Source organism: Pontibacillus marinus BH030004 = DSM 16465, assembly GCF_000425225.1.
GTDB lineage: Bacteria > Bacillota > Bacilli > Bacillales > BH030062 > Pontibacillus > Pontibacillus marinus.
This window is the reverse complement of record NZ_KE384337.1, coordinates 1-24,322: the sequence shown is the minus strand read 5'-3', so window position 1 is coordinate 24,322 and position 24,322 is coordinate 1. Positions and strand designations below refer to the sequence as shown.

The 24,322-nt window shown below is 39.1% G+C and carries 25 protein-coding genes; 22 read left to right on the top strand and 3 right to left on the bottom strand.

From position 1 onward, the window contains the following. Positions 1–95: 95 nt before the first annotated feature. The 11 genes from H514_RS0121475 (at position 96) to yajC (ending at position 9,011) form a co-directional block, all read left to right on the top strand. Positions 96–1,052, top strand: a complete 957-nt coding sequence (locus H514_RS0121475; RefSeq protein WP_027448820.1) for a phosphotransferase — start codon at positions 96–98, stop codon at positions 1,050–1,052. Between the two features lie 51 nt (positions 1,053–1,103). Beyond that, complete coding sequence (gene nadE, locus H514_RS0121470) at positions 1,104–1,844, top strand: NAD(+) synthase (RefSeq protein WP_027448819.1); 741 nt, start codon at positions 1,104–1,106, stop codon at positions 1,842–1,844. A gap of 73 nt (positions 1,845–1,917) precedes the next feature. After that, positions 1,918–2,538, top strand: coding sequence for a YhcN/YlaJ family sporulation lipoprotein (locus tag H514_RS0121465; protein ID WP_027448818.1), 621 nt, complete (start codon positions 1,918–1,920; stop codon positions 2,536–2,538). A 151-nt stretch (positions 2,539–2,689) separates the two neighbouring features. Then, a complete protein-coding gene (locus tag H514_RS0121460) occupies positions 2,690–3,418 on the top strand; it encodes a YebC/PmpR family DNA-binding transcriptional regulator (RefSeq protein ID WP_027448817.1) in 729 nt (242 codons plus the stop codon). 178 nt (positions 3,419–3,596) lie between these two features. Then, complete coding sequence (locus tag H514_RS23715) at positions 3,597–4,178, top strand: intercompartmental signaling factor BofC (RefSeq protein ID WP_051255276.1); 582 nt, start codon at positions 3,597–3,599, stop codon at positions 4,176–4,178. Between the two features lie 486 nt (positions 4,179–4,664). Continuing rightward, positions 4,665–5,285, top strand: coding sequence for a Holliday junction branch migration protein RuvA (gene ruvA, locus H514_RS0121445; protein ID WP_027448816.1), 621 nt, complete (start codon positions 4,665–4,667; stop codon positions 5,283–5,285). Between the two features lie 17 nt (positions 5,286–5,302). Continuing rightward, positions 5,303–6,304, top strand: coding sequence for a Holliday junction branch migration DNA helicase RuvB (ruvB, locus tag H514_RS0121440; protein WP_027448815.1), 1,002 nt, complete (start codon positions 5,303–5,305; stop codon positions 6,302–6,304). Continuing rightward, the gene (locus H514_RS0121435) at positions 6,301–6,501 is read left to right on the top strand and encodes a DUF2905 domain-containing protein (RefSeq protein ID WP_027448814.1); all 201 of its coding nucleotides are present in this window, start codon (positions 6,301–6,303) and stop codon (positions 6,499–6,501) included. The genes ruvB and H514_RS0121435 overlap by 4 nt, the downstream gene beginning before the upstream one ends. A 16-nt stretch (positions 6,502–6,517) precedes the next feature. Beyond that, on the top strand, positions 6,518–7,546 hold the full coding sequence (queA, locus tag H514_RS0121430) for a tRNA preQ1(34) S-adenosylmethionine ribosyltransferase-isomerase QueA (protein WP_027448813.1): 1,029 nt from the start codon (positions 6,518–6,520) through the stop codon (positions 7,544–7,546). A 38-nt stretch (positions 7,547–7,584) separates the two neighbouring features. Further along, complete coding sequence (gene tgt / locus H514_RS0121425) at positions 7,585–8,721, top strand: tRNA guanosine(34) transglycosylase Tgt (RefSeq protein ID WP_027448812.1); 1,137 nt, start codon at positions 7,585–7,587, stop codon at positions 8,719–8,721. A 26-nt stretch (positions 8,722–8,747) separates the two neighbouring features. Continuing rightward, entirely contained in the window at positions 8,748–9,011 is a 264-nt protein-coding gene (gene yajC / locus H514_RS0121420) for a preprotein translocase subunit YajC (RefSeq protein ID WP_027448811.1), read from the top strand. A 157-nt stretch (positions 9,012–9,168) separates the two neighbouring features. On the opposite strand, the gene H514_RS0121415 is transcribed toward yajC, so the two are convergent. Then, on the bottom strand, positions 9,169–9,549 hold the full coding sequence (locus H514_RS0121415; protein ID WP_027448810.1) for a TIGR04086 family membrane protein: 381 nt from the start codon (positions 9,547–9,549) through the stop codon (positions 9,169–9,171). 132 nt (positions 9,550–9,681) lie between these two features. On the opposite strand from H514_RS0121415, the gene H514_RS0121410 reads away from it, so the two are divergent. The 3 genes from H514_RS0121410 to H514_RS0121400 all read left to right on the top strand — a co-directional run bounded on the left by H514_RS0121410 (position 9,682) and on the right by H514_RS0121400 (position 12,458). Beyond that, the gene (locus H514_RS0121410; RefSeq protein WP_027448809.1) at positions 9,682–10,983 is read left to right on the top strand and encodes an ArsB/NhaD family transporter; all 1,302 of its coding nucleotides are present in this window, start codon (positions 9,682–9,684) and stop codon (positions 10,981–10,983) included. A gap of 40 nt (positions 10,984–11,023) precedes the next feature. Then, on the top strand, positions 11,024–11,704 hold the full coding sequence (locus H514_RS0121405; protein WP_154657439.1) for a DUF421 domain-containing protein: 681 nt from the start codon (positions 11,024–11,026) through the stop codon (positions 11,702–11,704). A 76-nt stretch (positions 11,705–11,780) separates the two neighbouring features. Beyond that, positions 11,781–12,458 carry a class I SAM-dependent methyltransferase gene (locus tag H514_RS0121400; RefSeq protein ID WP_027448807.1) on the top strand — a complete coding sequence of 226 codons (678 nt, stop codon included), beginning with the start codon at positions 11,781–11,783 and terminating at the stop codon, positions 12,456–12,458. 33 nt (positions 12,459–12,491) lie between these two features. On the opposite strand, the gene H514_RS24810 is transcribed toward H514_RS0121400, so the two are convergent. Then, entirely contained in the window at positions 12,492–12,683 is a 192-nt protein-coding gene (locus tag H514_RS24810; protein ID WP_161625890.1) for a hypothetical protein, read from the bottom strand. A 155-nt stretch (positions 12,684–12,838) separates the two neighbouring features. Continuing rightward, complete coding sequence (gene spoVB, locus H514_RS0121390; protein ID WP_027448806.1) at positions 12,839–14,386, bottom strand: stage V sporulation protein B; 1,548 nt, start codon at positions 14,384–14,386, stop codon at positions 12,839–12,841. 131 nt (positions 14,387–14,517) lie between these two features. On the opposite strand from spoVB, the gene H514_RS0121385 reads away from it, so the two are divergent. The 8 genes from H514_RS0121385 to dtd all read left to right on the top strand — a co-directional run bounded on the left by H514_RS0121385 (position 14,518) and on the right by dtd (position 24,208). After that, positions 14,518–15,012, top strand: a complete 495-nt coding sequence (locus H514_RS0121385; protein ID WP_051255275.1) for a COG2426 family protein — start codon at positions 14,518–14,520, stop codon at positions 15,010–15,012. An 11-nt stretch (positions 15,013–15,023) separates the two neighbouring features. Continuing rightward, on the top strand, positions 15,024–15,326 hold the full coding sequence (locus tag H514_RS0121380) for a post-transcriptional regulator (protein WP_027448804.1): 303 nt from the start codon (positions 15,024–15,026) through the stop codon (positions 15,324–15,326). Positions 15,327–15,583: 257 nt separating this feature from the next. After that, positions 15,584–17,938 carry a protein translocase subunit SecDF gene (locus H514_RS0121375; RefSeq protein WP_027448803.1) on the top strand — a complete coding sequence of 785 codons (2,355 nt, stop codon included), beginning with the start codon at positions 15,584–15,586 and terminating at the stop codon, positions 17,936–17,938. Between the two features lie 115 nt (positions 17,939–18,053). Next, entirely contained in the window at positions 18,054–18,398 is a 345-nt protein-coding gene (locus tag H514_RS0121370) for a LapA family protein (protein WP_027448802.1), read from the top strand. Between the two features lie 66 nt (positions 18,399–18,464). Beyond that, on the top strand, positions 18,465–20,822 hold the full coding sequence (gene recJ / locus H514_RS0121365; RefSeq protein WP_027448801.1) for a single-stranded-DNA-specific exonuclease RecJ: 2,358 nt from the start codon (positions 18,465–18,467) through the stop codon (positions 20,820–20,822). Continuing rightward, positions 20,812–21,324 carry an adenine phosphoribosyltransferase gene (locus H514_RS0121360; RefSeq protein ID WP_027448800.1) on the top strand — a complete coding sequence of 171 codons (513 nt, stop codon included), beginning with the start codon at positions 20,812–20,814 and terminating at the stop codon, positions 21,322–21,324. Before recJ ends, H514_RS0121360 begins: the two co-directional genes overlap by 11 nt. A 224-nt stretch (positions 21,325–21,548) precedes the next feature. Continuing rightward, positions 21,549–23,750, top strand: a complete 2,202-nt coding sequence (locus H514_RS0121355) for a RelA/SpoT family protein (protein WP_027448799.1) — start codon at positions 21,549–21,551, stop codon at positions 23,748–23,750. Between the two features lie 11 nt (positions 23,751–23,761). Then, complete coding sequence (gene dtd, locus H514_RS0121350; RefSeq protein WP_027448798.1) at positions 23,762–24,208, top strand: D-aminoacyl-tRNA deacylase; 447 nt, start codon at positions 23,762–23,764, stop codon at positions 24,206–24,208. Positions 24,209–24,322 lie beyond the last annotated feature (114 nt).

The following is a 24,322-nucleotide window of genomic DNA, read 5'->3' as shown; positions in this document are numbered from 1 at the left end:
GGAGGGCAGATGCCGCAAATGCCACAAGGAATGCAAGGTGGAGGACAAATGCCGCAAATGCCATTCCAAATGCCGCGTTTTGATGAGGAAGAGTAATGCGACAGATACAGCGAAAAGGGGAAGGCCGCAGCGGCTTTCCCTTTTCTTTTTTTCAGTTAAAAGGTGATTTGCATATCGAACAAACTTATCAAATTAAGCCTCACGTTCATAAAGTGAGAGGGGATAATCAAACCTACATTCTCAAAAAGTATTTTTCCGAGCCTATTGTTCAGCAACAATGGGACTTTTTTGAACAGACCAAAAATCCGGATATAGTGGGGTTCGTTCCTTTTCCGAATGGTAAGCGGTTTATATGCGGGGATCAAGGTGACATTTATACACTTGCCCCCTGCATGAACGGGTCGTCATTGTCTTATACTAATGAAAAAGATCGTATAGCATCTCATGATCTGCTTCATCAATTTCACAAGTCCTCGCTTGGGGTTACGTTGGATACAATGATTCCCAAGCTACCTATTTATCTGAAATGGAAAAAACGGCTTCATACATTTTCAGCTTTTCTTAGTATCTTTGTAGCGTTTGGTCAGAGAGAATTGTTCGATGCCATAACGCGAAAAAGTTATGCTATACTAAGTGAGGTTGAACAATTGGATTGGAGAATGATTGAGGAAGATGCTGTACAAAGAGGCTCGTGGATCCATGGTGATGTAGCATCACATAATTTTATTCGGGACGGTGCACAGGTGAGGTTGATTGATTTTGACCTTTTAGGACAATCTCCTCCCGTTTATGATTGGATACAATTAGCTCAACGGTGGATGGAGCATGTTGAAGTAAATCAGCTTCTTCGTTTTAAAGGATTCCGGCAGTGTAGTGGTGATCCCTTATGGATTTATGGTGTTCAATATCCATCAGATGTCATGCGAGAATGGATTTCATTTATGAGGACTCAGCCTTCTCAGGGTGAGATCAGTTATTTTTTGACAAAGATGGCTAATGAATGGACTCGTAGGGAATCATTTGTCGAACAGTTAAATGCTATGCTAACATAAGATGATAAGAAACCTAACATCACTTTTGTAGTGAAGGGAGCAACATATACGATGCAAAATAAAATTGAAAAAACCGTTGAATGGTTACAACAACAAGTACAAGATGCTGGGGTTGATGGTCTTCTTGTAGGAATTAGTGGCGGAATCGACTCAGCTGTTGTAGCTCATTTAATCCAACGCGCTTTCCCGGACAATTCTTTAGGTGTTGTTATGCCTTGTAAGAGTAATCCAAAAGACCAAGAGGCCGCACAAAGTGTTATTGATAGCTGTGGGATTGATTCAATTACAGTTGATTTAACAGAGACACATGAAGTGATGTTCTCTAAAGTTAAAGCTCAATTGCAAGAAAAAGGAGATTACAACGAAGATCAAGAACGCTTAGCTGATGCTAACCTGCGAGCACGTCTTCGTATGAGTACGTTATATACGATTGGAACAAACTATAAATACTTAGTTGTTGGTACTGATAATGCTGCAGAATGGTACACAGGATACTTCACAAAATATGGAGATGGAGGAGTAGATCTTGTTCCATTAGTCCACTTTACAAAAGGTGAAGTGAGAGATATGGCACGAGAACTTGGTGTACCTTCTGAAATTGTAGAAAAAGCTCCAAGTGCTGGCTTGTGGGAAGGTCAAACAGATGAAAATGAAATGGGAACTTCTTATGACATGATTGATAAGCACTTAAAAGGTGAAGAGATCCCTGAAAAAGATCGCAAACTGATTGAAGATATGCATAAGAAAACGGAGCACAAACGTAGTTTAGCGACAGCACCACCTGAATTTTAAGCTTTTTTCCTAAAAGTAACTTGGCTAAATGATGCCTCCCTGAACCAACCTAATGGTGAAGGGAGGTTTCTTTATGAAAAAACAGCTTGTAGCATGTTCTCTGCTTTCTTTTGGCCTTTTGGTGGGATGTAATGGTCAGGATCAATCGCAACCTGAGACATTCACCAATGACCTGAATAATATAGCAGAAAAAAACAATCAGAAATACGGGAACCCTGGTGCCAATCAGCCAGAGTATTCAACCAATATTGATAACAACTATGACCAATATGAATTAGAACGAGCACGTCCGCAAGATCAGGATCGTGCACTAGAAGAAGGACCTAAAAAAGACACACCCATGAGCGACGACAATGCGAACACCTATAATAATAAGGAATACGATCGTCAGTCTCGTGCAATTGGGAAACGCCTGAGTCAGTCCAGATTTATTAAGTCTGCACAGGTCGTTATTACAAACGAAAGTGTCATTGTTGCTGTTGAAGAACCTGACCGTGCAACGTACACGCGGGTTAATGTTTCTGAAAAAGTGCGAAAGTTAGTAAAGGAAATGCCTGAAGTAAAAGGGAAAGAACTGGTTGTTTATACTGATGAGCGCTATTGGGATCGTATGAAAGATCTGCGCAGTCGTTTAAATCAAAGAGAGGAAATGCCTGAGGAATGGGATCAATTCAGTGATGATTACAGCAGGTAGACCTAAGCATGCATGTGATTTCAGTAAATGAAATTACATGCTTTTTTTTATGGTTGATATACAAGCTACTTGCCCCTCTCATACCTGACGACTGCTCGTCCGATATGTTATATTAAATAAGGATTATGATTTGGAGAGAGGAGAATGTCCTATGGCTGGTCATTCTAAATGGTCAAATATTAAACATCGTAAGGGTGCGCAAGATAAAAAACGCGGTAAGCTCTTTATGAAGCTTGCTAAAGACTTATACGTGGCAGCGAAAGAAGGGGGAGGCGACCCTGAAACCAACCCGCAACTTCGCCTTACGATTGATAAAGCAAAAGCAAACAACGTACCTAACGAAAACATTGAAAGAGCTATCAATAAAGCCACTGGGAATTTAGACGGTGCTAACTATGAAGAACTAACTTATGAAGGATACGGCCCTGGTGGTGTAGCTGTTATGGCGGAGGTTTTAACAGATAATAAAAACCGCACTGCGTCAGAAGTACGTCATGCATTTAATAAAAATGGTGGAAACTTGGGGGAGAACGGTTGTGTATCCTTTATGTTCGATCGAAAAGGGTATATCGTGATCAATCGTACAGAAGAAAATATTGAAGAAGAAGAGCTCATGCTTGAAGCGATTGAAGCAGGTGCTGACGAAATGGAAACGTATGAAGAAGCATTTGAAATTTATACAGATCCAGAAAACTTTCAAGATGTACGTAAAGCATTAGAAGAGTCAGGCTACACACTGGATAATGCTGAAGTGACGTATTTCCCTCAAACAAAATCGAAGCTTGAAGGCGAAGAAGCAGAGCAAATGGAAAAACTGATCGATATGCTCGAGGAATTAGAGGATGTTCAAGAGGTTTATCACAATTTAGACGAACAATAATATAAAAGTAAGAGGTTAAAAACTTCTAATTTTGGTCACACTAAAATTAGAAGTTTTTTTATGTTGGTGGAACATGTCTCCCCCTTTAAAATCATACTTCTTATGTGCTTGTTTTATCTATGTCGAATTGGGTAAAAGAATGTAATAGAGCTTTGATTCTATACATGAGGTGATATGTGTGAGAACTTATCGTATTTTTATTGTAACTTTAGTAACCATTATGTTTGTGGGTGGGTGGCATGTATTCTCAGGTCAGGCTGAGGAAAACAACGATACACCTTTGAATCAACAGCATGATCAAAGAAAAGAGGATATTGCTAAAAAGTCGCTAAAAAAAGCCTGGACAAAACCGCCATTAGAACTGGAAGTAGTTCTTCAGAAGATTTACATAGACGGACAAATGAGCGAAGAACGACGAACGGAAACAGTCTGGTCTTTAGAAGATTTTTGGGCTGCTTATGATGGCTGGAAAGTAGTAAACCAACAAGAAGGTCAAATTGTCTTTCATAAGAAGGTAAAAGAGCTCTCTCCAACGATAAAAGCAAAGGGTTATATTGGACTAGATGAACATGGAAAGTTAAGTATATTTGAAGGAAAGCCATCTGAACAAAAAGTGATTCAGACCTTTTATCAGATTGATTTAGATGAATTAGAAGTGTTGGATAGTCAAGGTTTAGAAGAAGGAATCAAAATTAAATCTGCAGACCAATACTTTCAATTACTTAAACAATTTGAAAAGCTAGCCGTTAAAAAGCCATAAACAGAAATCAAGGGTTGCCCCAAAAGAAGTACACATTCTTTTGGGGCAACCCTTTTTGTACGATTATTTTATTGTTTAAGTAATCGGCTTAGGTGCCTTAACCTGTAATGATCGACATGACAGGCGTAATTATTCCGTCTTTTCTTTAGGTGGTTTGTAAACTTTCTCTGCTTGGACGCCAAGGCTTTTTAAGTACTCGACAACACGATCGATTGGTTTCATGGCTACACCTCGATTTACGGATTATGTTGATCTTACAATCATATTCCCGTTCCGTCAATATGAAAAACCGTTTTGTCACAAAAAGAAAACATTCAAAAAAAGATTTATATGAACAAATCAGGTTTTTTATTCATAATAGATTGAAAATTTTAATTTGTAAATTTAATTTTTTCGTGCGAACGTATGTCCGTTTTCCATTCAAGTATTCTTGCTCGATGTGTTAAAATAAAATGAGCTCGAATAAAGTGAGGGAGAATCCATTTTATGATTGCCTATATTAAAGGAACGCTAACGATGATCGAAGGGGAAAACGTCGTTGTGGAAACGAATGGGGTAGGTTATGAAATTAGCTGTGCCAATCCATATTCCTTTCAATCGTCTATGAATAAAGAAGTGATTATACATACGTATCATTACGTAAGAGAAGACGCTCAGATGTTGTTCGGTTTCAAAATTCCAGAAGAGAAATCCTTATTTGCCAAATTGCTGAATGTGTCTGGAATTGGACCAAAAGGGGCACTTGCGATCTTAGCATCTACATCTGTTGGAGAAGTCGTATCTGCCATTGAACGTGAAGACGACAAATACTTAACTCGTTTCCAGGGTGTAGGGAAGAAAACAGCCCGCCAAATGATCCTTGACCTTAAAGGGAAATTAACCGAATGGTTACCAGTTGAACAAGATGAATCAAGTATTTTCTACGAAGGAGAGCAAACGCACTCTGAACAAACGAAGATGGTTGATGAAGCATTAGAAGCCATGAAAGCTCTTGGTTATTCAGAGAAAGAACTGAAATCAGTGCGACCTAAACTAGAGAAAGAACAAGTCGATTCAGTGGATGAGTACGTAAGAAAAGGCTTATCCCTAATGATGCAAAAATCGTAACATAGAGGAGGTGCAACATGGAGGAGAGAATGGTAAGTGGAGACGTTCAATCAGATGACGAATCCATAGAATACAGTTTACGTCCTCAGACGCTGGCTCAATATATTGGACAATCCAAAACAAAAGAAAATTTAAGTATTTTTATTGAAGCGGCAAAAATGCGTAACGAACCGCTAGACCATGTCTTGCTTTACGGACCGCCAGGGTTAGGAAAAACAACATTGGCTTCGATTATTTCAAATGAAATGGGAGGACAGTTCCGTAGTACATCCGGACCTGCTATTGAGCGTGCTGGTGACTTAGCTGCAATTTTATCTTCTCTTGAAGCTGGAGATGTTCTGTTCATCGATGAAATTCATCGTTTGCCTAGAGCAGTTGAAGAAGTACTATACCCTGCAATGGAAGACTTTTTCTTAGATATTGTTATTGGATCAGGCTCTGAAGCAAGGTCGATTCGTTTAGACCTTCCTCCTTTTACATTAGTCGGTGCAACGACTAGAGCGGGTCTTTTGTCTGCTCCATTAAGAGATCGATTCGGTGTACTTAGTCGCCTAGACTATTACACAACAGAAGATTTATGTGCTATTGTAGAACGGACATCTGAAATTTTTGATGTGGATATAAGTAAAGAGGCTGCTATTGAGGTAGCGAGACGTTCAAGAGGCACACCTCGTATTTCGAATCGTTTATTAAAGCGTGTTCGTGATATTGCCCAGGTAAAAGGGGAAGAGACAGTGTCTAAAGGAACTACACAGCAAGCCCTTTCTATGCTACAAGTGGATGAAGAGGGTTTGGATCATGTCGATCATAAACTTTTACTCGGAATTATGGATCATTTTCAGGGTGGACCTGTAGGGTTGGATACCATTGCCGCAACAATTGGTGAGGAATCTCAAACCATAGAAGATGTATATGAACCATTTCTTTTACAGATAGGGTTTATACAACGAACGCCTAGGGGAAGACTGGTAACGACTAAAGCGTACGCTCACTTTAATCGGGAGGTGCCTGGTTCGTGACCGAATTTCCTAAGTTAATGATTGTTATAGGTATCGTGTTTATTTTGATCGGATTGCTTTGGACATTTGTTGGAAAATTACCAGGAGATATCTCCTTTAAAAAAGGGAATGTCCAATTTTATTTTCCGATCGTCACATCTATTGTAGTAAGCATCGTGCTTTCGTTGATATTTTATATAATAGGAAAGTTTAGATAGGAGAACAGAGAACGTTATGGAAATAAAAGATTTCGATTTTGACTTACCAGAACGGTTGATTGCCCAGACACCATTAAAGGATCGAACATCCTCTCGCATGCTTGTTATGCATCGAGAAGAGGAGAAGATTGAACACAAACATTTTTATGATTTAACGTCATACTTAAAACCAGGTGATTGCCTTGTTTTGAATAATACAAGGGTATTGCCAGCTCGTCTCTTTGGTGTGAAAGAGGACACAGGAGCTAAAGTTGAAGTCCTTCTTTTACATCAACAAGAAGCGGATGAGTGGGAAGTGCTGGTGAAGCCTGCTAAAAAGATAAAAGAAGGCACGCGTGTCTCATTTGGGGATGGCAAGTTGGTTGCAGAATGCACCGACTTAAAAGAGCATGGTGGAAGAGTTATGCAATTCTCATATGAAGGGATCTTTTTAGAGGTTCTTGAATCATTAGGGGAAATGCCTTTACCACCATATATCAAAGAACAACTCCCTGATCGTGAACGCTATCAAACGGTGTATTCAAAAGAAGAAGGATCAGCTGCTGCACCAACAGCTGGTTTACATTTTACCAATGAGCTTCTACAGGAAGTCCAGGACATGGGGGTTCACATCGCTTATGTGACACTTCATGTTGGTTTAGGTACCTTTAGACCTGTTTCAGTTGATACGGTTGAGGAGCATGATATGCATGCTGAGTTCTACCACATGAGTCAGGGAACTGCAGATCTCTTAACTAATGTTAGAGAAGCAGGAGGCCGAATTTTATCAGTAGGAACGACGTCAACCAGAACACTTGAAACCATTGCAAGAGATCATGATGGAGCCTTTACTGAGGCTAGTGGATGGACAGATATCTTTATCTATCCTCCTTATCAATTCAAAGCAATTGATGGGCTCATTACGAATTTCCACTTACCTAAATCAACACTCATCATGCTTGTAAGTGCCTTAGCTGGGAAAGAATTCATAATGAGAGCCTATAAAGAAGCTGTTCAAGAAGAGTATCGATTCTTTAGCTTTGGCGATGCGATGTTGATTCTGTAAGACTGTAAGAAAAAGAGAGAATAGAAAGGGTATTGTAGATGCCAATTAAATATGAATTAATTAAAACATGTAAACAGACTGGAGCTCGTTTGGGGCGTGTACATACGCCACACGGGTCTTTTGAGACACCCATGTTCATGCCTGTTGGAACGCTTGCTACAGTGAAAACGATGGCCCCTGAAGAATTGAAAGAGATGGGTGCAGATATAATTCTCGCAAATACCTATCATCTATGGTTACGGCCCGGAGAGGATATCGTTGAAGAAGCGGGTGGCCTTCACAAGTTCATGAACTGGGATGGATCGATTTTAACGGATTCTGGTGGCTTCCAGGTATTCAGTTTAAGTGATTTGCGTGATATTAAAGAGGAAGGCGTACATTTCCGTAACCATATAAGTGGGGAGAAGTTATTCCTATCCCCTGAGAAAGCGATGCAAATCCAAAATTCATTAGGCCCAGATATTATGATGGCCTTTGATGAATGCCCTCCTTACCCAGCTAGTCATGAATATATGAAAAGTTCTGTAGAACGCACAACACGTTGGGCTGAGCGTTGCTTAGAAGCTCATAAGCGTCCAAATGAACAAGGGCTTTTCGGTATTGTGCAAGGTGGAGAGTATGAGGATCTTCGTCGTCAGAGTGCTCGTGATCTAGTTTCAATGGACTTCCCAGGATATGCTGTAGGCGGCTTATCTGTTGGTGAACCTAAAGACGTAATGAACCGAGCGCTTGAATTCACAACACCATTGCTACCAGATCATAAGCCGCGTTACTTAATGGGAGTAGGTTCACCAGACTCTCTTATTGATGGGGCACTTCGTGGTATTGATATGTTTGACTGTGTCCTTCCTACTCGTATAGCGAGAAATGGGACATGCATGACATCTGAAGGTCGTTTGGTCGTGCGGAATGCAAAATATTCACGAGACTTCCGTCCAATTGATGAAGCTTGTGATTGTCATACATGCCGTAACTATTCAAGGGCTTACATTCGCCACTTGATCAAGTGTAATGAAACGTTTGGCTTCCGTCTTACGACTTATCATAATCTTTATTTTCTGTTAAACTTAATGAAGCAAGTTAGACAAGCGATTTTAGATGATCGTCTTGGTGATTTTAGAGAAGAGTTTTTCGAACAGTATGGGTTTAATAAGCCAGACGCGAAAAACTTCTAATAAATAATGGAAAGGAGGCGACAAGAATGGGTGCTTGGGCTCAAATAGTTCCTTTAATCTTAATGTTTGTGATCTTTTATTTCTTACTTATCCGTCCACAACAGAAAAAGCAAAAGAAAGTGCAAGAAATGCAATCTAAGCTTGAGAAGGGCGACAAGATTATTACGATTGGTGGCTTACATGGTACAGTTCATGCTCTTGACGAGGGTTCAATAGTAATTCAAGTCGAAGACGGCACGAAGCTTACATATGATCGATCCGCTATTCGTGAAGTATTAAATCAAGACTAAACATTTAAAAATAGAAGCTCGAATGATAGACGTTTGTTGTCTGTTGTTCGGGCTTTTATTTTTTATAGAAAAAAACAAAAACGCATGCAATTTCATAAAGAAATCACATGCGAGTTGGTTAAATATAAGGTCTTTCAAATGCTCGTCTACTTGAAAGTTAAGACTGCTTATCTCCGGCCATATTAACGCCAATTACACCACCAAGCATAGCTGCAAGTGTGTAACCTCCTTGATACATCATCTGAGTAGTAGACATTCCTTTTTGATAACCCAGATATTGAAATAACAGCACAATCAGCACAAAGCCTAATCCAGTAAATAAGCCTAACATCCAGCCTCGTTCTTTTCCTTTTGCTCCGGAAACAAACCCACCAATAAATAGTGTGAGTAATCCAAGCACTAGTGTAACCCATTGAAGTGTACCTGCTGTCATATCTGTGAATCGTAGAAAAAGTGCTAAGACAAGGCTGCTCGCAAGCATCATAACCAAAATTGTAACCCATCCATATCCCAAAGCTTTCATTCGTTCTTGGAACATACGAATTCCTCCCCATGTTTGTCCTCATTTTCTATTACTGTATTCATCAAAAAATTAAAATAGAATAAAATATTTTGCCCTACCCACTGAATACATTAGTAATAATAAATGGACAAGAAATGAGGTACATAGATGGAAACCACGCTTGCAATAATTGTGTTTGTCGTCAGTTATGGATTTATCATGGCTGAAAAAATGAATCGAGCTTTGGTGGCCCTCACTGGGGGATTTCTGATGTTGCTTAGTGGGATCTATCAATGGGAGGATGCTTTTACAGAATTCATTGATTGGGGAACGATTACACTCCTATTTTCCATGATGGTATTGGTTTCCATTACAAAGAAAACAGGAGTATTTGAATATATAGCAATCTTAATGGCTCAAAAGGTAAGAGGCGCTCCAATCCCATTGTTAGTTGTCGTAGGTATATTGACGGCTGTAGGTTCGGCTTTGCTGGATAATGTGACGACGGTTTTATTATTTGTTCCGATTCTATTAACACTTACATCTCTTTTGAAATTGCCTGTCTTTCCTTATCTTCTGACCGTGATATTTTGTGCCAATATTGGAGGGACGGCAACACTTATTGGAGATCCTCCTAACATTATGATAGGGCAAGCTGTTGAGCACTTAACCTTTGTTTCATTTATCACCAATCTAGGACCTATTGTTTTGCTGATTTTTAGTACAACCCTCATTGCCCTCATTTTTTTGTTTCGGAAATCACTCATACAACAACCTGAGTATGTGCATGAGCTCATGGATATGGATCCTTCGCAATATTTAAAAAAGACACCAATGCTGTATCAATCAATAGCGGTGTTAAGCATGACGATTTTAGGGTTTTTGTTACATGCCTTTGTTCATGTAGATTTAACAACAGTAGCTGTCTGTGGAGCTTTATTGTTACTGCTTTTAACGGATAAAGAAGTGGAGGCTGAAAAGGTATTTCAGGAAGTAGAATGGATTACACTGTTCTTCTTTATGGGCTTGTTCATGCTAGTAGGTGGTCTAGAAAAAGTGGGCATTATTGATGAATTAGCTCGAGGGATGATTTGGCTTACAGAAGGAGATTTACCTAAAACCTCACTTGTAATCTTATGGGTATCGGGTCTATTTTCTGGAATCGTTGATAATATTCCTTTTGTAGCTGCTATGATACCTGTTATTGAAGAGTTTCGTTCCTACGGTATGGTTAACCTGGACCCATTATGGTGGTCACTAGCATTGGGGGCTTGTCTAGGAGGGAATGGAACACTTATAGGAGCTTCGGCTAATGTTGTAGTAGCAGGGCTTGCAGCAAGTGCTAAGCACCCTATTTCATTTGTTAAATTCATGCTGTATGGCATGCCAGTTGTGCTTTTCTCATTACTAGTATCAACGTTATATGTGTATTTCCGATATTTAGTGCCTTTTTTACAATCGTCCCTATAAGCATAAGGTGGAAGAAATCGTTCAAACTAAGAGTGACATTATGCAGAAAGAAGGAGTAACCTTGGACATCGAGCTTTGGACGATAATCTTTAGAACTGTTTTATTTTATGTACTTATTTTAATTATTTTCAGACTTATGGGGAAGCGGGAAATCGGGGAATTGAGTATTTTAGACCTGGTCGTATTTATTATGCTTGCAGAAATCGCAGTATTTTCAGTAGAAGAACCTAAAGAGTCATTTATGCATGCATTTATCCCCATGGTTGTATTGCTAATTATCCAACGGGGGAGTGCCTTCATATCTCTTAAGAGCCAAACTTTCCGAGAAATGGTGGATGGAAAACCATCAATGATCATTCGGGAAGGGAAAATTGATGAACGAGAAATGAAAAAACAGCGGTATAATTTTGATGACTTAATGCAGCAGCTTCGCGAAAATGGTACAGAAAAAATTAGTGATGTAGACTTTGCTGTACTGGAACCGTCAGGGAAGCTGTCTGTATTTGAAAAGCAGGGGAATGGTGGGGAAAAAGGCTTTATTACACCTCTTATTGCAGATGGAAAAGTACAGCATGAAAATTTAAAGCAAAATAATAGGGATGAAGAATGGCTCATAAAAGAGTTACATAAGCGAGGTTATGAGCACGCGAAGCAAATATCCTTCCTTACTGTAGACAATCAAAATAAGTGGTATATCGACGAATATGATGAAAAAAGGTAATATGTTATACAGATATATAAAAGATGGTCGCGCACGTCACGGGCCATCTTTCTGTATGAATGAAGGGGGAAGAAACATGGAGAAGTCATTTGATTGGCATAAAGCAGTTGAAGAGAGATGGGATTCAAATGTTTCATTTTGGAACGAAAAGAGTCGTAAGATGTGGGAGAAGGGCAGTAGGTCAACAATTGTTCCGTTTGTAGAAAAGCATATGGAAGCAAAGGGGAAAATAGCGGATATTGGATGTGGAGACGGTTATGGTTCCTGTAAACTAAATGAGGCTGGATTTCGAGTTGTTGGTGTTGATATTTCACCTAAAATGATTAATAAAGCAAATGAAGTACAAGGCGATGGATTAAGCTTTACAGTAGGAGACTTAGCCGAGCTTCCTTTTGAAGATAACAGCTTGGATGGTGTGGTAGCTATTAATTCAATAGAGTGGACTGAAGATCCGAAACAAGCGTTACAGGAGATCATGCGTGTCATCAAGCCAGGAGGGAAATTATGTTTAGGTCTGCTTGGTCCTACAGCAGGTCCAAGACAAAATAGTTATCGTCGTTTATATGGGGAAGAAGTAATCTGTAACACAATGATGCCATGGGAGTTTGAGAATCTTTCAAGAGAAATGGGCTGGCAAGTCGTTGATGGGCATGGTGTTTATAAGGAAGAAGCCAAAGACTTTCCTGTAGAACAGTTACCAACTCCATTAAAGCAGGCACTAACGTTTATGTGGGTGTTTATGCTAAGAAAGTAAAAAGGAGTCCTCTTCAACGGAGGACTCCTTTTTTTATGCAGATTCAGATTCAGATTCGATTTGTTCAACTTCCAGTTCATATGTGTTTGGCAGCACATTTTCTTGTTTAATGGTTTCTAAATAACGTTCAGCAGCTTCTCGGGTTTCAAACGTTCTCTCTTTATTATCTTCGCCAAAAGTAATCTTAATTCCGGACAAGTAAACACCTATAACTCTGTATAGCACAGAATTACCTCAGTATCTTATTTGTAAATTTTTAAAAGGACCACTCTTATCCGGAGTTTTTCTGTAAGTCCCTCAATTTATTAATAAGATATAATAAGTATAACAGTGATTTCTAGTTTTGTCTAACTCGCTCACTATATCAATATAACTATAAGTTACTTCTTTTGGAAAATAGGTAATTGTTTCAACTCGTCCTTCGTTATAAAACGGAAAAGGAACAGTAAAGCCACATACATTCCGGTGAATATAACGAGAATCATTAAAAACGGTATGACTTGGGACAATGATTCCGGAAAGATTGAACTAAGTTGTTTCCCTGCTACCCAAGTTAGAGCAATAAGCCCAATCATTTTCAATACATCAAATGCTGGTATTTTAAAGTTGATCGTCTTCATTAAAGTGAAGAGATGTAACAAAGTAACTAACACAACACCGACAACAATGGCTAAAGCAACTCCCATAATTCCAAATTGAGGTTGCGTTGCAAGAGCAACAAGGACTGCGAATTTTACAAAAGCACCAATTAAACTATTCCACATCGCTGCTTTTGCCAGGTCCAGAGCTTGTAAGGCAGCTTGTAGAGGAGCTTGGAAATACAGTAATAAAAAGAATGGAGCCATGACTGTTAGAAAACGAGCTGCATTACCATGACCGTACATAAATGTGAGAATTGGAACTGCGAAAATCGTTAAAACTACAGTAGCTAGTGCGCCAGATGCAAAGGATAATCGAATAGCTTGGTGAATTCGGTAATGGATCAACGATTGATTCGCTTTTGCACCAGCTTCACTAATGTTCGGGACCAAAGCTACAGATAATGAATGGGTAATGAATGTGGGTAACATAAGTAATGGAAGCGCGTATCCCGTTAGCTCTCCGTATTGTTTCGTTGCCATTGCCGTTTGTACGCCAGCAATCGCTAAACTTTGTGAAACGAGTATGGGTTCAAGGAAGAATGAAAATGACCCAACAAGTCTACTTCCTGTCGTAGGAAGGGCAATAGACATTAGCTCGTTCAATGTATCTTTACTTTGTTGTAAGTACTTTGCAAACTTTCTTCGGATTTTAATGCGTTTTTTCATTTTAAACATACGGATCATATATAGAAGTGAGCAAAACTCTCCTAATACAACCGAAATCATAGCACCAGCAGCCGCATACTCGACACCATATGGAGCAAGTGCTTTGGTGAACAAAGCAACAAACGTAATACGTACGACTTGTTCAATGACTTGCGAATACGCTTGTGGTTTCATATTTTGTCGCCCTTGAAAATACCCGCGTAATACAGAAGAAATCGCCACAATCGGGACAATTGGACTAATTGCTAATAATGGATATAAGGTTCTTTCATCTGTAAGCAGTGTTTGGGATAATAAGGGAGCGAGCAAAATCATGCCAGTTGTAAATACCACACTTAATATACCCGTCACTACAAGTGAGATGACTAAAATCTTTTTAATTCGGTTGAGATCTCCGTGTGCTTCTGCCTCAGCTACACGCTTGGAGATTGCGACAGGTAGTCCAAATTGTGTAAGTGTAATGACAAGGATTAACGTCGGGATGGCCATCATATAAAGGCCGACACCTTCTTCTCCCATTATTCTCGCCACTACGATTCGGTTTACAAAACCTAGAAACCTTGTAATCATACCTGCTGCGATTAAAATAAGCGTACCCTGCAAAAAGGTTTGCTTGGTCATTCATAACGACCTACCTTCTCAAAAAATTGAAATTCATATACAATGAATGTATATGCGAAAAAGGTGGTCAAGCATGACAAGCAATCTAGTATAATGGAATTTAATTTAAAAAATGCAGGAGGATTAGGTTCTTGAAGGAGAAGCTCATTGATTTTTTTATAACCACATTAGATTTTTTACCATCTGAACTTGTGGTCGTGATTATTTCAGCCATGCCCATTTTAGAATTGCGAGGTGGTTTACCCGTTGCTTATGGAGTTTATGACTTTTCATTTGCGAAGTCATATCTATTAAGTGTATTCGGGAATGTGTTACCTATTATTCCTTTACTGTTGTTATTTCTACCAATCAGCAACTGGCTCTTGCGATTCCGATGGTACGAACGGATGTACACATGGCTTTATGAACGAACAATGAAAAAGAGTTCGAACGTGGAAAAGTTTGGTGCAATTGGATTGATTTTATTTACTGCAGTACCTTTACCAACAACAGGGGCATATAGTGCTTGCTTAGCTGCTGCATTTTTTGCCATTCGTTTCTGGTATGCATTTTTATCTATAGTTATTGGTGTACTTATTGCCGGTATCGTCATCGGTGCTTTATCATTTTCAGTTCTTAATGTATGAGGAGGAAAAGCATGGAAGAAGGAAAGCCTGTCGCTCATTGGAAAAAGTCGATCTATCCTGTTCTCACAAGTAAAGTAGATGAGTTTCATATGCTAGGATATTCGAGGGCACATGAAGAAGACATTTGGAAATGCTTAGAAAAGAAGGTTTGGAAAGGGAAACAACCTGATAAACGCTTACATGAGATTGTTCAGGACGTTCTTCATTTAGATTCCGGTACATATATGAGTTATCTAACCGTCCAAGCTTATCAGGAAGATGATTTATTAGCTCAAGTTGAAGCTTTACGCACTCATTTACCAGAAGAAGTCTAAACTACTTAAGAAAAGTGTTATTGACATGAGTTGTCAAACATTTCTATAATATTTAGGTAGGCTGACTCTAAATGCTTGAGTCAGCCTATAAATTTATTCATTTAGATCTTATAATTTTTAGTAATGATATTATACTTAATGAAGCTGAAAATTTGATGTTCTAAAATCAAATAAGCGGTCATGCCGCTTTTGTTCAATTGAACAGCAAGAAAATTACTTACAAGGGTTGTTGGAGAGAGAAGGAGGCACACATACTCATGGTTAAAAGAGGTCGTATCGTTGCCTTTTTTCTATTGCTTCTATTATTTATAGGAACAATAGGAACGACGATACAAGGAGTTACAAAGGACATACGTCTTGGGTTAGATCTACAGGGCGGATTTGAAATTTTATATAATGTTGAACCGGTAGATGAAGGTGAAGTTATTAACCGAGAAGTGTTAGAAGCTACGGTAGAGACGATTTATCGTCGTGTGGATTCACTGGGTATAAGTGAAACGAATGTAACGATTGAAGAACCGAGTCGTATTCGTGTTCAGTTAGCAGGTATTGATGATCAACAAAAAGCGAGAGAGCTATTATCTACTTCTGCACGTTTATCTTTCAGAACAATTGATGATGAAGAAATTCGAATTAATGATCAACCTTTAAAACTAGACTTTGATGACGAAAGCAATGAGCCTGATACAGAAGAGGGCGAAATCTTTAATGCTACAAACCTTGTAGAAGGTAGTGCGAAGCAAGCGTTTGGTAAAAGTAACCAGCCTTTAGTGACCTTAGAGGTAAAAAGCGCTTCAGACTTCGCCAAGGTAACCGAAAAGGTTGCAGCTTTAGGACAAGGGGCAACTTCTGAAGGTCTTCGTAAAAACGCTATGGTCATATGGCTGGATTACACAGAAGGTGACAAATATGTTGAGCAAGTGAGAATGGAACCTGGAGAGCAAGACTTTGTTTCTGCTCCAAGTGTAAATGAACGTCTTATGACACAAACCGTACAAATCACGGGTGACTTCACCATTCAGGAAGCAAAAGAGCTAGCTGACATCTTAAACGCTGGTTCACTTCCAGTAAACATGGAAGAGCTTTACTCAACATCAGTTGGTGCACAATTCGGTGAACAAGCGATGAACAAAACCATTTTTGCTGGTGTAATTGGGATTGCGTTAATTTTCCTATACATGATGATTTATTACCGTTTCCCTGGTTTTATCGCATCAATCACGTTAAGTCTTTATATTTTCTTAATCCTTGTTGTGTTTGAGCTTATGAACGGGGTTCTTACACTACCTGGTATTGCGGCATTGGTTCTAGGTGTTGGTATGGCGGTTGACGCAAATATCATTACCTATGAACGAATTAAAGAGGAAATCAAATCAGGAAAGTCAACCATGTCTGCCTTTAAAGCAGGTAACAGTCGTTCTTTAGCTACGATTCTGGATGCGAACATTACGACATTACTTGCAGCGATTGTATTGTTCTCATTTGGGACAAGTTCTGTAAAAGGTTTCGCGACAATGTTAATTGTTTCAATCTTTGTCAGCTTTATTACAGCTGTTTACGGATCTCGTCTGCTTCTTGGTCTATGGGTAAACAGCCGCTTCCTTAACAAGCGTCCAGGATTCTTCGGCGTGAAAGAGGAAGTTATTAAGGATATAGAAAAAGGCGAAGTTGTTGAAGCCAAAGTATTTGGGCGTGAATTCGACTTTGTTAAAAACCGTAAGAAGTTCTTTGCGCTATCTATTGCTTTAGTCATTCTAGGTGGCTCCTTTATTGCTTTCAAAGGACTAAACCTAGGTATTGACTTTACAAGTGGTTCACGTGTTCAAATCTTAGCAGATCAATCGATTACAACAGAGGATATTAATGAACACTTTGAAGAACTGGGTATTGAAACGAAAAAAGTTGTGATATCTGGTGATAACAAAGACATTGGTGTCGTTCGTTTCGATGATGTATTAGAGAAAGATACCATCGCTAAGATCAAAAATCATTTTAAAGATGAATACGGTAGTGAGCCAAATGCAAGCACAGTTTCTCCAATAGTAGGACAAGAGCTTGTGAAAAACGCGATCTATGCAGTAGCCATTGCTTCGATCGGTATCATTATTTATGTAACGATACGATTTGAGATCTATTTTGCGATTACATCGATTATTGCGTTACTACACGACTCCTTCTTTATTGTTGCTCTATTCGCGATTACTGGATTAGAGTTTGACATTACGATTATAGCAGCGATTCTCACCATAGTCGGTTACTCCGTTAACGATACGATCGTAACCTTCGACCGCATTCGTGAGAACTTAAAACTGAAAAAGCGTGTTAAAACGTTTAGTGAGTTAGCGGAAATCGTAAATAAGAGTTTGATGCAAACATTAGCTCGTAGTATTAACACCGTATTAACAGTGGTATTTGCAGCACTCATGCTTCTGATCTTTGGTGCTACATCGATCACGAACTTTTCATTCGCATTAGTGGTTGGACTTCTAGCAGGTACGTACTCCTCCATTTTCCTAGCTGCTCAGCTATGGTTAGTATGGAGAGGAAGTATGCTGAAGCGTAAACCAATCCAATATGTAGAGAAAAAGAATACAGGTGGCCCGCAAGTATAAATGACATCAAGAAACCTGCTTCTATCGGTTAGAGGCAGGTTTCTTTATTCCAATGTGTGTCCATACAAAAAATAGGGAATAGACTAATGAAAACATAAAAAAATGAGGTGATCATATGAAAAGTCAATCAGGATTTATTTTAGCTTTAGTATTTGCACTTATCGTAGCCATTTTTGCTGTCATCAATGTAGATTCAGTTGAAGTGAATTATCTATTTGGAACAGGTCAAGCTCCATTAATTTTAGTTATTTTGGGTTCTGTTCTTATGGGAGGCCTCATTGTAGGTGTTTTTGGGACGATTCAAAATTACAAATTAAAAAGAACCAATCGAAGTTTACAGCGTAAAATTCAAGAGCTAGAATCCAATACAACGAACACTCCAGTACATGAAACAACTGAGACGGATCGTGATGATAGCTACGAAAACGAAACAACGAAAGAAGAAAATAAAGAAATCTAGATTATAAAAATTGCGTTTGCTACCCCTGATGACCTCTTGTATAATGAGTTCGTCAGGGGTGAATTTATGTTACGTAGTAAAGCAAAATGGAATATGGTGCAAACAGATAATCCCTCTTCCACGATGGATGAGTCGATTTCTTTAACACCATTAACCAGACAATTGTTACAACAACGAGGGATTGTGACTCAGCAGGATGTTCAAACCTTTTTACATCCCGATTTAAACGATTTACATGACCCCATGCTTATGCATGATATGAATAAAGCTGTCGAAAGAATAAGAGAAGCTATAGAAAACCAAGAGCGCATTCTTGTTTTTGGTGATTATGATGCCGACGGGGTTAGTGCAACCGCTGTCATGATGGAAACGTTACGTGAAATGGGAGCAACTGTAGACTATTATATTCCGAATCGCTTCACTGAAGGCTATGGCCCGAATGAGGCAGCCTTTCAAAATGCTCATGCAGAGGGTGTATCTTTAATTATAACTGTCGACACCGGTATTGCTGCGAATCATGAAGCAGATGTAGCAAAAGAATTAGGTATGGACCTTATCATTACAGATCACCATGAGGTCCAAGAGAAAATGCCTGATGCTTTTGCTATTGTACATCCAAAGTGTTCTACAGATTACCCTTTCCAAGAGCTTGCGGGTGTTGGTGTTGCATTTAAACTTTCCCATGCTCTATTAGGGGATTTCCCTAAACACTTGTTAGACCTTGTGGTGATAGGAACGATTGCAGACCTGGTACCCCTTAAAGGGGAGAACCGCGTATTAGCTTCCTATGGTTTAAAAGCTCTTTCTAGAAGCATTAGACCTGGTATTCAAGCTTTAAAGCAAGTATGTAGTTTGAATGACGAAATGACTGAGGAGGATATTGGTTTTGCAATTGGTCCTCGACTCAATGCGGTTGGGCGTTTACAAGATGCATACCCAGCTGTTGAATTGCTTTTAACAGATTCTGATGATGAAGCAAATCAGCTAGCTGAATATATTCAAAACCTTAACAAAGAACGTCAAAAAGTTGTTTCAGATATTGCTAAAGAAGCTGAAGCGATCTTAGATGCTCAGGAAGATGGATTACCTTCAGTTATTGTTGTAGCTAAGGAAGGTTGGAACCAAGGTGTACTTGGAATTGTAGCTTCTCGATTAGTAAATAGATATGATCGTCCTACCATTGTATTAACGATTGACCCAGAGAACCAAACGGCAAAAGGATCAGCTAGAAGCATTGATGCATTTGATTTATTTACAAACTGCATGGAAATTCGAGAATTGTTTACTCATTTTGGTGGACATGCCCAAGCAGCAGGAATGACATTACCTCAAGAAAATGTAGCCTCCCTTCGCCAAGCTCTTTGCCAAAAAGCTGATGAACAATTAAAGCCTGAAGATTTTAGGCAAGTTTATACAATCGACTCAACTATAAACATTGAGGACATTACGTTAGATACGATTGAAGAGGTAAATCAGTTATCACCATTTGGTATGGGGAACCCTAAACCATTGTTTATGATTGATAGACAGGCACCGGTTGAAATGAGACAGATCGGGAGTCAACTGAATCATTTGAAGTTGAAATTCCGCGATGGAAGTACGGATCTTGATGCCATTGGGTTTGGTTTAGGTGATCTTTATGAGAAAATGTCCCCCCAATCTCAACTCTCAGTGGTAGGTGAACTATCCGTTAATGAATGGAATGGGCGAAGTAAACCACAGGTTATGATGAAAGATATTCGAGTAGATGATTGGCAATTGTTTGATCGCAGAGGCAATCGTAAACTCCAACAAACTTTAGAAAGTGTACAAAATCAAGATGCGTTAGCAGTCTTTTTTGAACCCATTACAGAGCAAGATGAGTGGGTAACTGAGCAGTTTGATTTTATTGAGTTACTAGATGAAGAGATGTTTGAAGATATGCCAGAAGACCATGTAGACCATTTGTTAATTATGGATATGCCGAAGGATTTATCTCATTTAGGGGAAGTCGTTCGTAAAATGAAGCCAAATAACATCCATGCCTGTTATCGAACAGATGATACGGCCTTTTTGAAAGCTCTCCCTAATCGTGACCATTTCAAATGGTTCTATGGCATGCTTTTAAAGAGGAAGCAATTCCATTTAGAAAATGAAGGTCCTAAGCTTGCCCAACATAAAGGTTGGTCTATGGATTCAATTGAATTTATATCACACGTGTTTTTTGAATTAGAATTTGTTAAAATAGATAATGGACTTTTAACGTTGAATCCAAATCCTTCTAAGAAAGATTTGACTGAATCAACACTTTATCAAAATAAATACGAACAATTAAATGTTGAACAAACCTTATATTTCTCATCTTATCAACAATTGAAAACTTGGTTTGATGAGCAATTGGATCGTGCTGCATATGCTAAGGAGGAAGTAGCAAATGGATTATAAGCAATATATTACAGTCGTAGAGGACTGGCCTAAAGAAGGAATTAAGTTTAAAGATATTACAACACTTATGGATAACGGGACTGCTTTCAAGTCTGCTGTAGATGAAATCGTAGAATATGCTAAAGAAAGAGAAATTGACCTCGTAGTGGGCCCTGAAGCTCGTGGCTTCATTATTGGCTGCCCGGTTTCCTACGCTATGGAAGTTGGATTTGCTCCGGTTCGTAAAGAAGGAAAGCTTCCACGTGAAACCATCAAAGTAGATTATGGTCTAGAGTACGGTTCAGATGTGCTAACGATTCATAAGGATGCTATTAAACCAGGCCAACGTGTTTTAATCACAGATGACTTATTAGCAACAGGCGGAACAATAGAAGCTACCATTAACCTTGTTGAACAACTTGGTGGAGTTGTAGTAGGCTGCGCTTTCTTAGTAGAGCTTACGTACTTACATGGACGTGAAAAGCTTGAAGGTTATGATGTCTTAACACTAATGGAATACTAATTTCAAAAAAGAGTGCTCCTTTTGGGGTACTCTTTGTTTACACTTTATAAAATAAATTAGTTATATATACTATAACTGGTTATTTTTAGGTTTTAAGTAAGTCTATTATAGGAATACTTGGGTTAATTCCCCAACCTTATGACTTTACATTGTTCTCATAATTTTTGATAATGAATGCATACAATCGTCGAATGATGACGAACTTTAACGATTAAGGTGATACGATGTCGAAAGATAAAATTTTGACAGCAGATGAAGTGATCGAGAAGGCGGGCCAATATTTATCCGATGATGATACTAAATTTATTCGAAGTGCATACGAGTTTGCACAAGAAGCGCATAAAGAACAGTATCGTAAATCCGGAGAGCCTTACATCATTCATCCTGTCCAAGTAGCTGGTATACTCGTCGAGCTAGAGATGGATCCGGTCACAATTGCTGGTGGCTTCTTGCACGATGTTGTAGAAGACACAAATGTGACAGTTGACGAGTTACAAGATGAATTTAATGAAGAAGTAGCCATGCTTGTAGACGGTGTGTCTAAGCTTGGAAAAATTAAATATAAATCGAAGGAAGCTCAACAAGCGGAAAACCATCGAAAAATGTTTGTGGCTATGGCGAAAGACATTCGTGTCATTTTAATTAAGCTCGCTGACCGCTTACACAATATGCGTACGTTGAAGCACCTTCCGCCAGAAAAACAGCGCCGCATTTCAAATGAAACACTAGAGATATTCTCACCTTTAGCGCATCGTCTTGGTATCTCCACAATTAAGTGGGAGCTTGAAGATACTGCACTTCGTTATATGAACCCACAACAATACTATCGTATCGTTCACCTTATGAAACAAAAGCGTAACGAACGTGAGTATTACATTGGAGAAGTTATGGATGAAATCCATAACCAGTTGGATGATGTGAATATTAAGGCTGAGATATCTGGGCGACCGAAGCATCTATATAGTATTTATAGAAAAATGGCATTAGAAAACAAGCAATTTAATGAAATCTATGACCTATTAGCCGTACGTGTACTAGTGAATAGTATTAAGGACTGCTATGCCGTATTAGGGATCATTCATACTTGTTGGAAGCCTATGCCAGGTCGTTTTAAAGACTATATAGCTATGCCGAAGCCGAACCTTTATCAATCACTGCATACGACTGTAATCGGTCCAAAAGGTGAACCATTAGAGGTTCAGATTCGTACGCATGAGATGCACGAGATTGCTGAATACGGAATCGCAGCTCACTGGGCTTATAAAGAAGGGAAGGATGTGGATCATAATAACCAATCCTTCGATGAACGCTTAAGCTGGTTCCGTGAAATTTTAGAATGGCAAAATGAAACACATGATGCTGAAGAGTTTATGGAATCACTCAAAGTCGATCTATTTTCCGATATGGTGTATGTGTTTACACCTAAAGGAGATGTAATTGAACTACCTTCAGGTTCTGTGCCGATTGATTTCGCCTTCCGCATTCATACTGAGGTCGGTAACCAAACGATTGGAGCCAAAGTAAACGGGAAAATGGAGCCGTTAGACTATAAGCTGCAAACTGGAGATATTGTTGAAGTAATGACTTCCAAACACTCCTATGGTCCTTCAAAGGATTGGATAAAAGTTACTCAAACCTCTCAAGCGAAAACTAAAATTAAACAATTCTTTAAGAAACAAAAACGAGATGAAAATATCTCTAAAGGTAGAGAACTTGTTGAGAAAGAAATTCGCTCCATGGAAATTGAACCAAAAGACGTATTCACTGCAGACAACCTAAAAATGGTTGCTGAGAAGTTTAATTTTACGAGTGAAGAGGACATGTTTGCAGCTGTTGGTTATCAAGGAATCACGGCAGCTCAAATTGCAACAAGACTAACAGAGAAGATCCGACGTAAACAGCAGAAAGAACAAGATTTAGAAGAGACACTCGAAGGTGTTCAGACTGAAATCAAGAATAAGCCGAATAAGAAAAAAGATTCAGGCGTAAAAGTGAAAGGCGTAGATAACTTACTTGTCCGCCTGTCCCGATGCTGTAACCCCGTACCTGGTGATGACATTGTGGGTTATATCACGAAAGGTCGTGGAGTATCTGTTCACCGTGCGGACTGTCCAAATGTTCAAACAGAGGACGTGAAACAACGTTTATTACCTGTTGAATGGGAAGGGTCTACAGAAGACAGTAAACAATACAGCTTAGATATTGAGATTTCAGGTTATGACCGTAGAGGCTTATTAAATGAAGTTCTTCATGCTGTAAATGAGACAAAAACAAATATTACAGCCGTTACAGGTAAGTCTGATAAAAATAAAATGGCTACAATCAATATGACCATCATGATTCACAATGTGAGTCATCTGCGAAAAGTAGTAGACCGTATTAAACAAATTCCTGATGTGTACACTGTTCGCAGAATGTTACAGTAGGGAGCGATTTGATGAAAGCAGTCATCCAACGAGGAAGAAACGCTAGTGTAACGGTCGAAGGGGAAACGACTGGTTCGATCGATGAGGGATTAGTGGTTTTACTGGGTGTTACACACGATGATACAGAGGAAGACGCAAAATATTTAGCAGAAAAAATTACAAACCTTCGCATTTTTGAGGATGACCAGGGTAAGATGAATCTTTCTTTAAAAGATCAAGAAGGTCAAATGCTCTCCATTTCTCAGTTCACCTTGTATGGGGATTGTCGAAAAGGGCGTCGACCTAGCTTTCAAAATGCAGCAAAACCAGCGCCGGCAAATGAGCTATACGAGATTTTCAATGGATACGTCCGTGACCAGGGCGTACCTGTTGAAACGGGCGCATTCGGAGAAATGATGGACGTACAACTTACCAACGTTGGTCCTGTAACGCTCATTTTAGAAAGTAAAGATCGATAGAATACGTTGAATGAAGCGACTGATATAGCATCAGTCGCTTTTTTTAATAAAATGGCAGTAATCTTGAATAAGCTGGTGCAGGATGGTTCCGTTACTTTTATGCAGAGCGGCGGG

Coding starts and splice junctions, on each gene's coding strand:
- H514_RS0121475 (WP_027448820.1), top strand. CDS start 96: ATGCGACAGATACAGCGAAAAGGGGAAGGCCGCAGCGGCTTTCCCTTT.
- nadE (WP_027448819.1), top strand. CDS start 1,104: ATGCAAAATAAAATTGAAAAAACCGTTGAATGGTTACAACAACAAGTA.
- H514_RS0121465 (WP_027448818.1), top strand. CDS start 1,918: ATGAAAAAACAGCTTGTAGCATGTTCTCTGCTTTCTTTTGGCCTTTTG.
- H514_RS0121460 (WP_027448817.1), top strand. CDS start 2,690: ATGGCTGGTCATTCTAAATGGTCAAATATTAAACATCGTAAGGGTGCG.
- ruvA (WP_027448816.1), top strand. CDS start 4,665: ATGATTGCCTATATTAAAGGAACGCTAACGATGATCGAAGGGGAAAAC.
- ruvB (WP_027448815.1), top strand. CDS start 5,303: ATGGAGGAGAGAATGGTAAGTGGAGACGTTCAATCAGATGACGAATCC.
- queA (WP_027448813.1), top strand. CDS start 6,518: ATGGAAATAAAAGATTTCGATTTTGACTTACCAGAACGGTTGATTGCC.
- tgt (WP_027448812.1), top strand. CDS start 7,585: ATGCCAATTAAATATGAATTAATTAAAACATGTAAACAGACTGGAGCT.
- yajC (WP_027448811.1), top strand. CDS start 8,748: ATGGGTGCTTGGGCTCAAATAGTTCCTTTAATCTTAATGTTTGTGATC.
- H514_RS0121415 (WP_027448810.1), bottom strand. CDS start 9,549: ATGTTCCAAGAACGAATGAAAGCTTTGGGATATGGATGGGTTACAATT.
- H514_RS0121410 (WP_027448809.1), top strand. CDS start 9,682: ATGGAAACCACGCTTGCAATAATTGTGTTTGTCGTCAGTTATGGATTT.
- H514_RS0121405 (WP_154657439.1), top strand. CDS start 11,024: ATGCAGAAAGAAGGAGTAACCTTGGACATCGAGCTTTGGACGATAATC.
- H514_RS0121400 (WP_027448807.1), top strand. CDS start 11,781: ATGGAGAAGTCATTTGATTGGCATAAAGCAGTTGAAGAGAGATGGGAT.
- spoVB (WP_027448806.1), bottom strand. CDS start 14,386: ATGACCAAGCAAACCTTTTTGCAGGGTACGCTTATTTTAATCGCAGCA.
- H514_RS0121380 (WP_027448804.1), top strand. CDS start 15,024: ATGGAAGAAGGAAAGCCTGTCGCTCATTGGAAAAAGTCGATCTATCCT.
- H514_RS0121375 (WP_027448803.1), top strand. CDS start 15,584: ATGGTTAAAAGAGGTCGTATCGTTGCCTTTTTTCTATTGCTTCTATTA.
- H514_RS0121370 (WP_027448802.1), top strand. CDS start 18,054: ATGAAAAGTCAATCAGGATTTATTTTAGCTTTAGTATTTGCACTTATC.
- recJ (WP_027448801.1), top strand. CDS start 18,465: ATGTTACGTAGTAAAGCAAAATGGAATATGGTGCAAACAGATAATCCC.
- H514_RS0121360 (WP_027448800.1), top strand. CDS start 20,812: ATGGATTATAAGCAATATATTACAGTCGTAGAGGACTGGCCTAAAGAA.
- H514_RS0121355 (WP_027448799.1), top strand. CDS start 21,549: ATGTCGAAAGATAAAATTTTGACAGCAGATGAAGTGATCGAGAAGGCG.
- dtd (WP_027448798.1), top strand. CDS start 23,762: ATGAAAGCAGTCATCCAACGAGGAAGAAACGCTAGTGTAACGGTCGAA.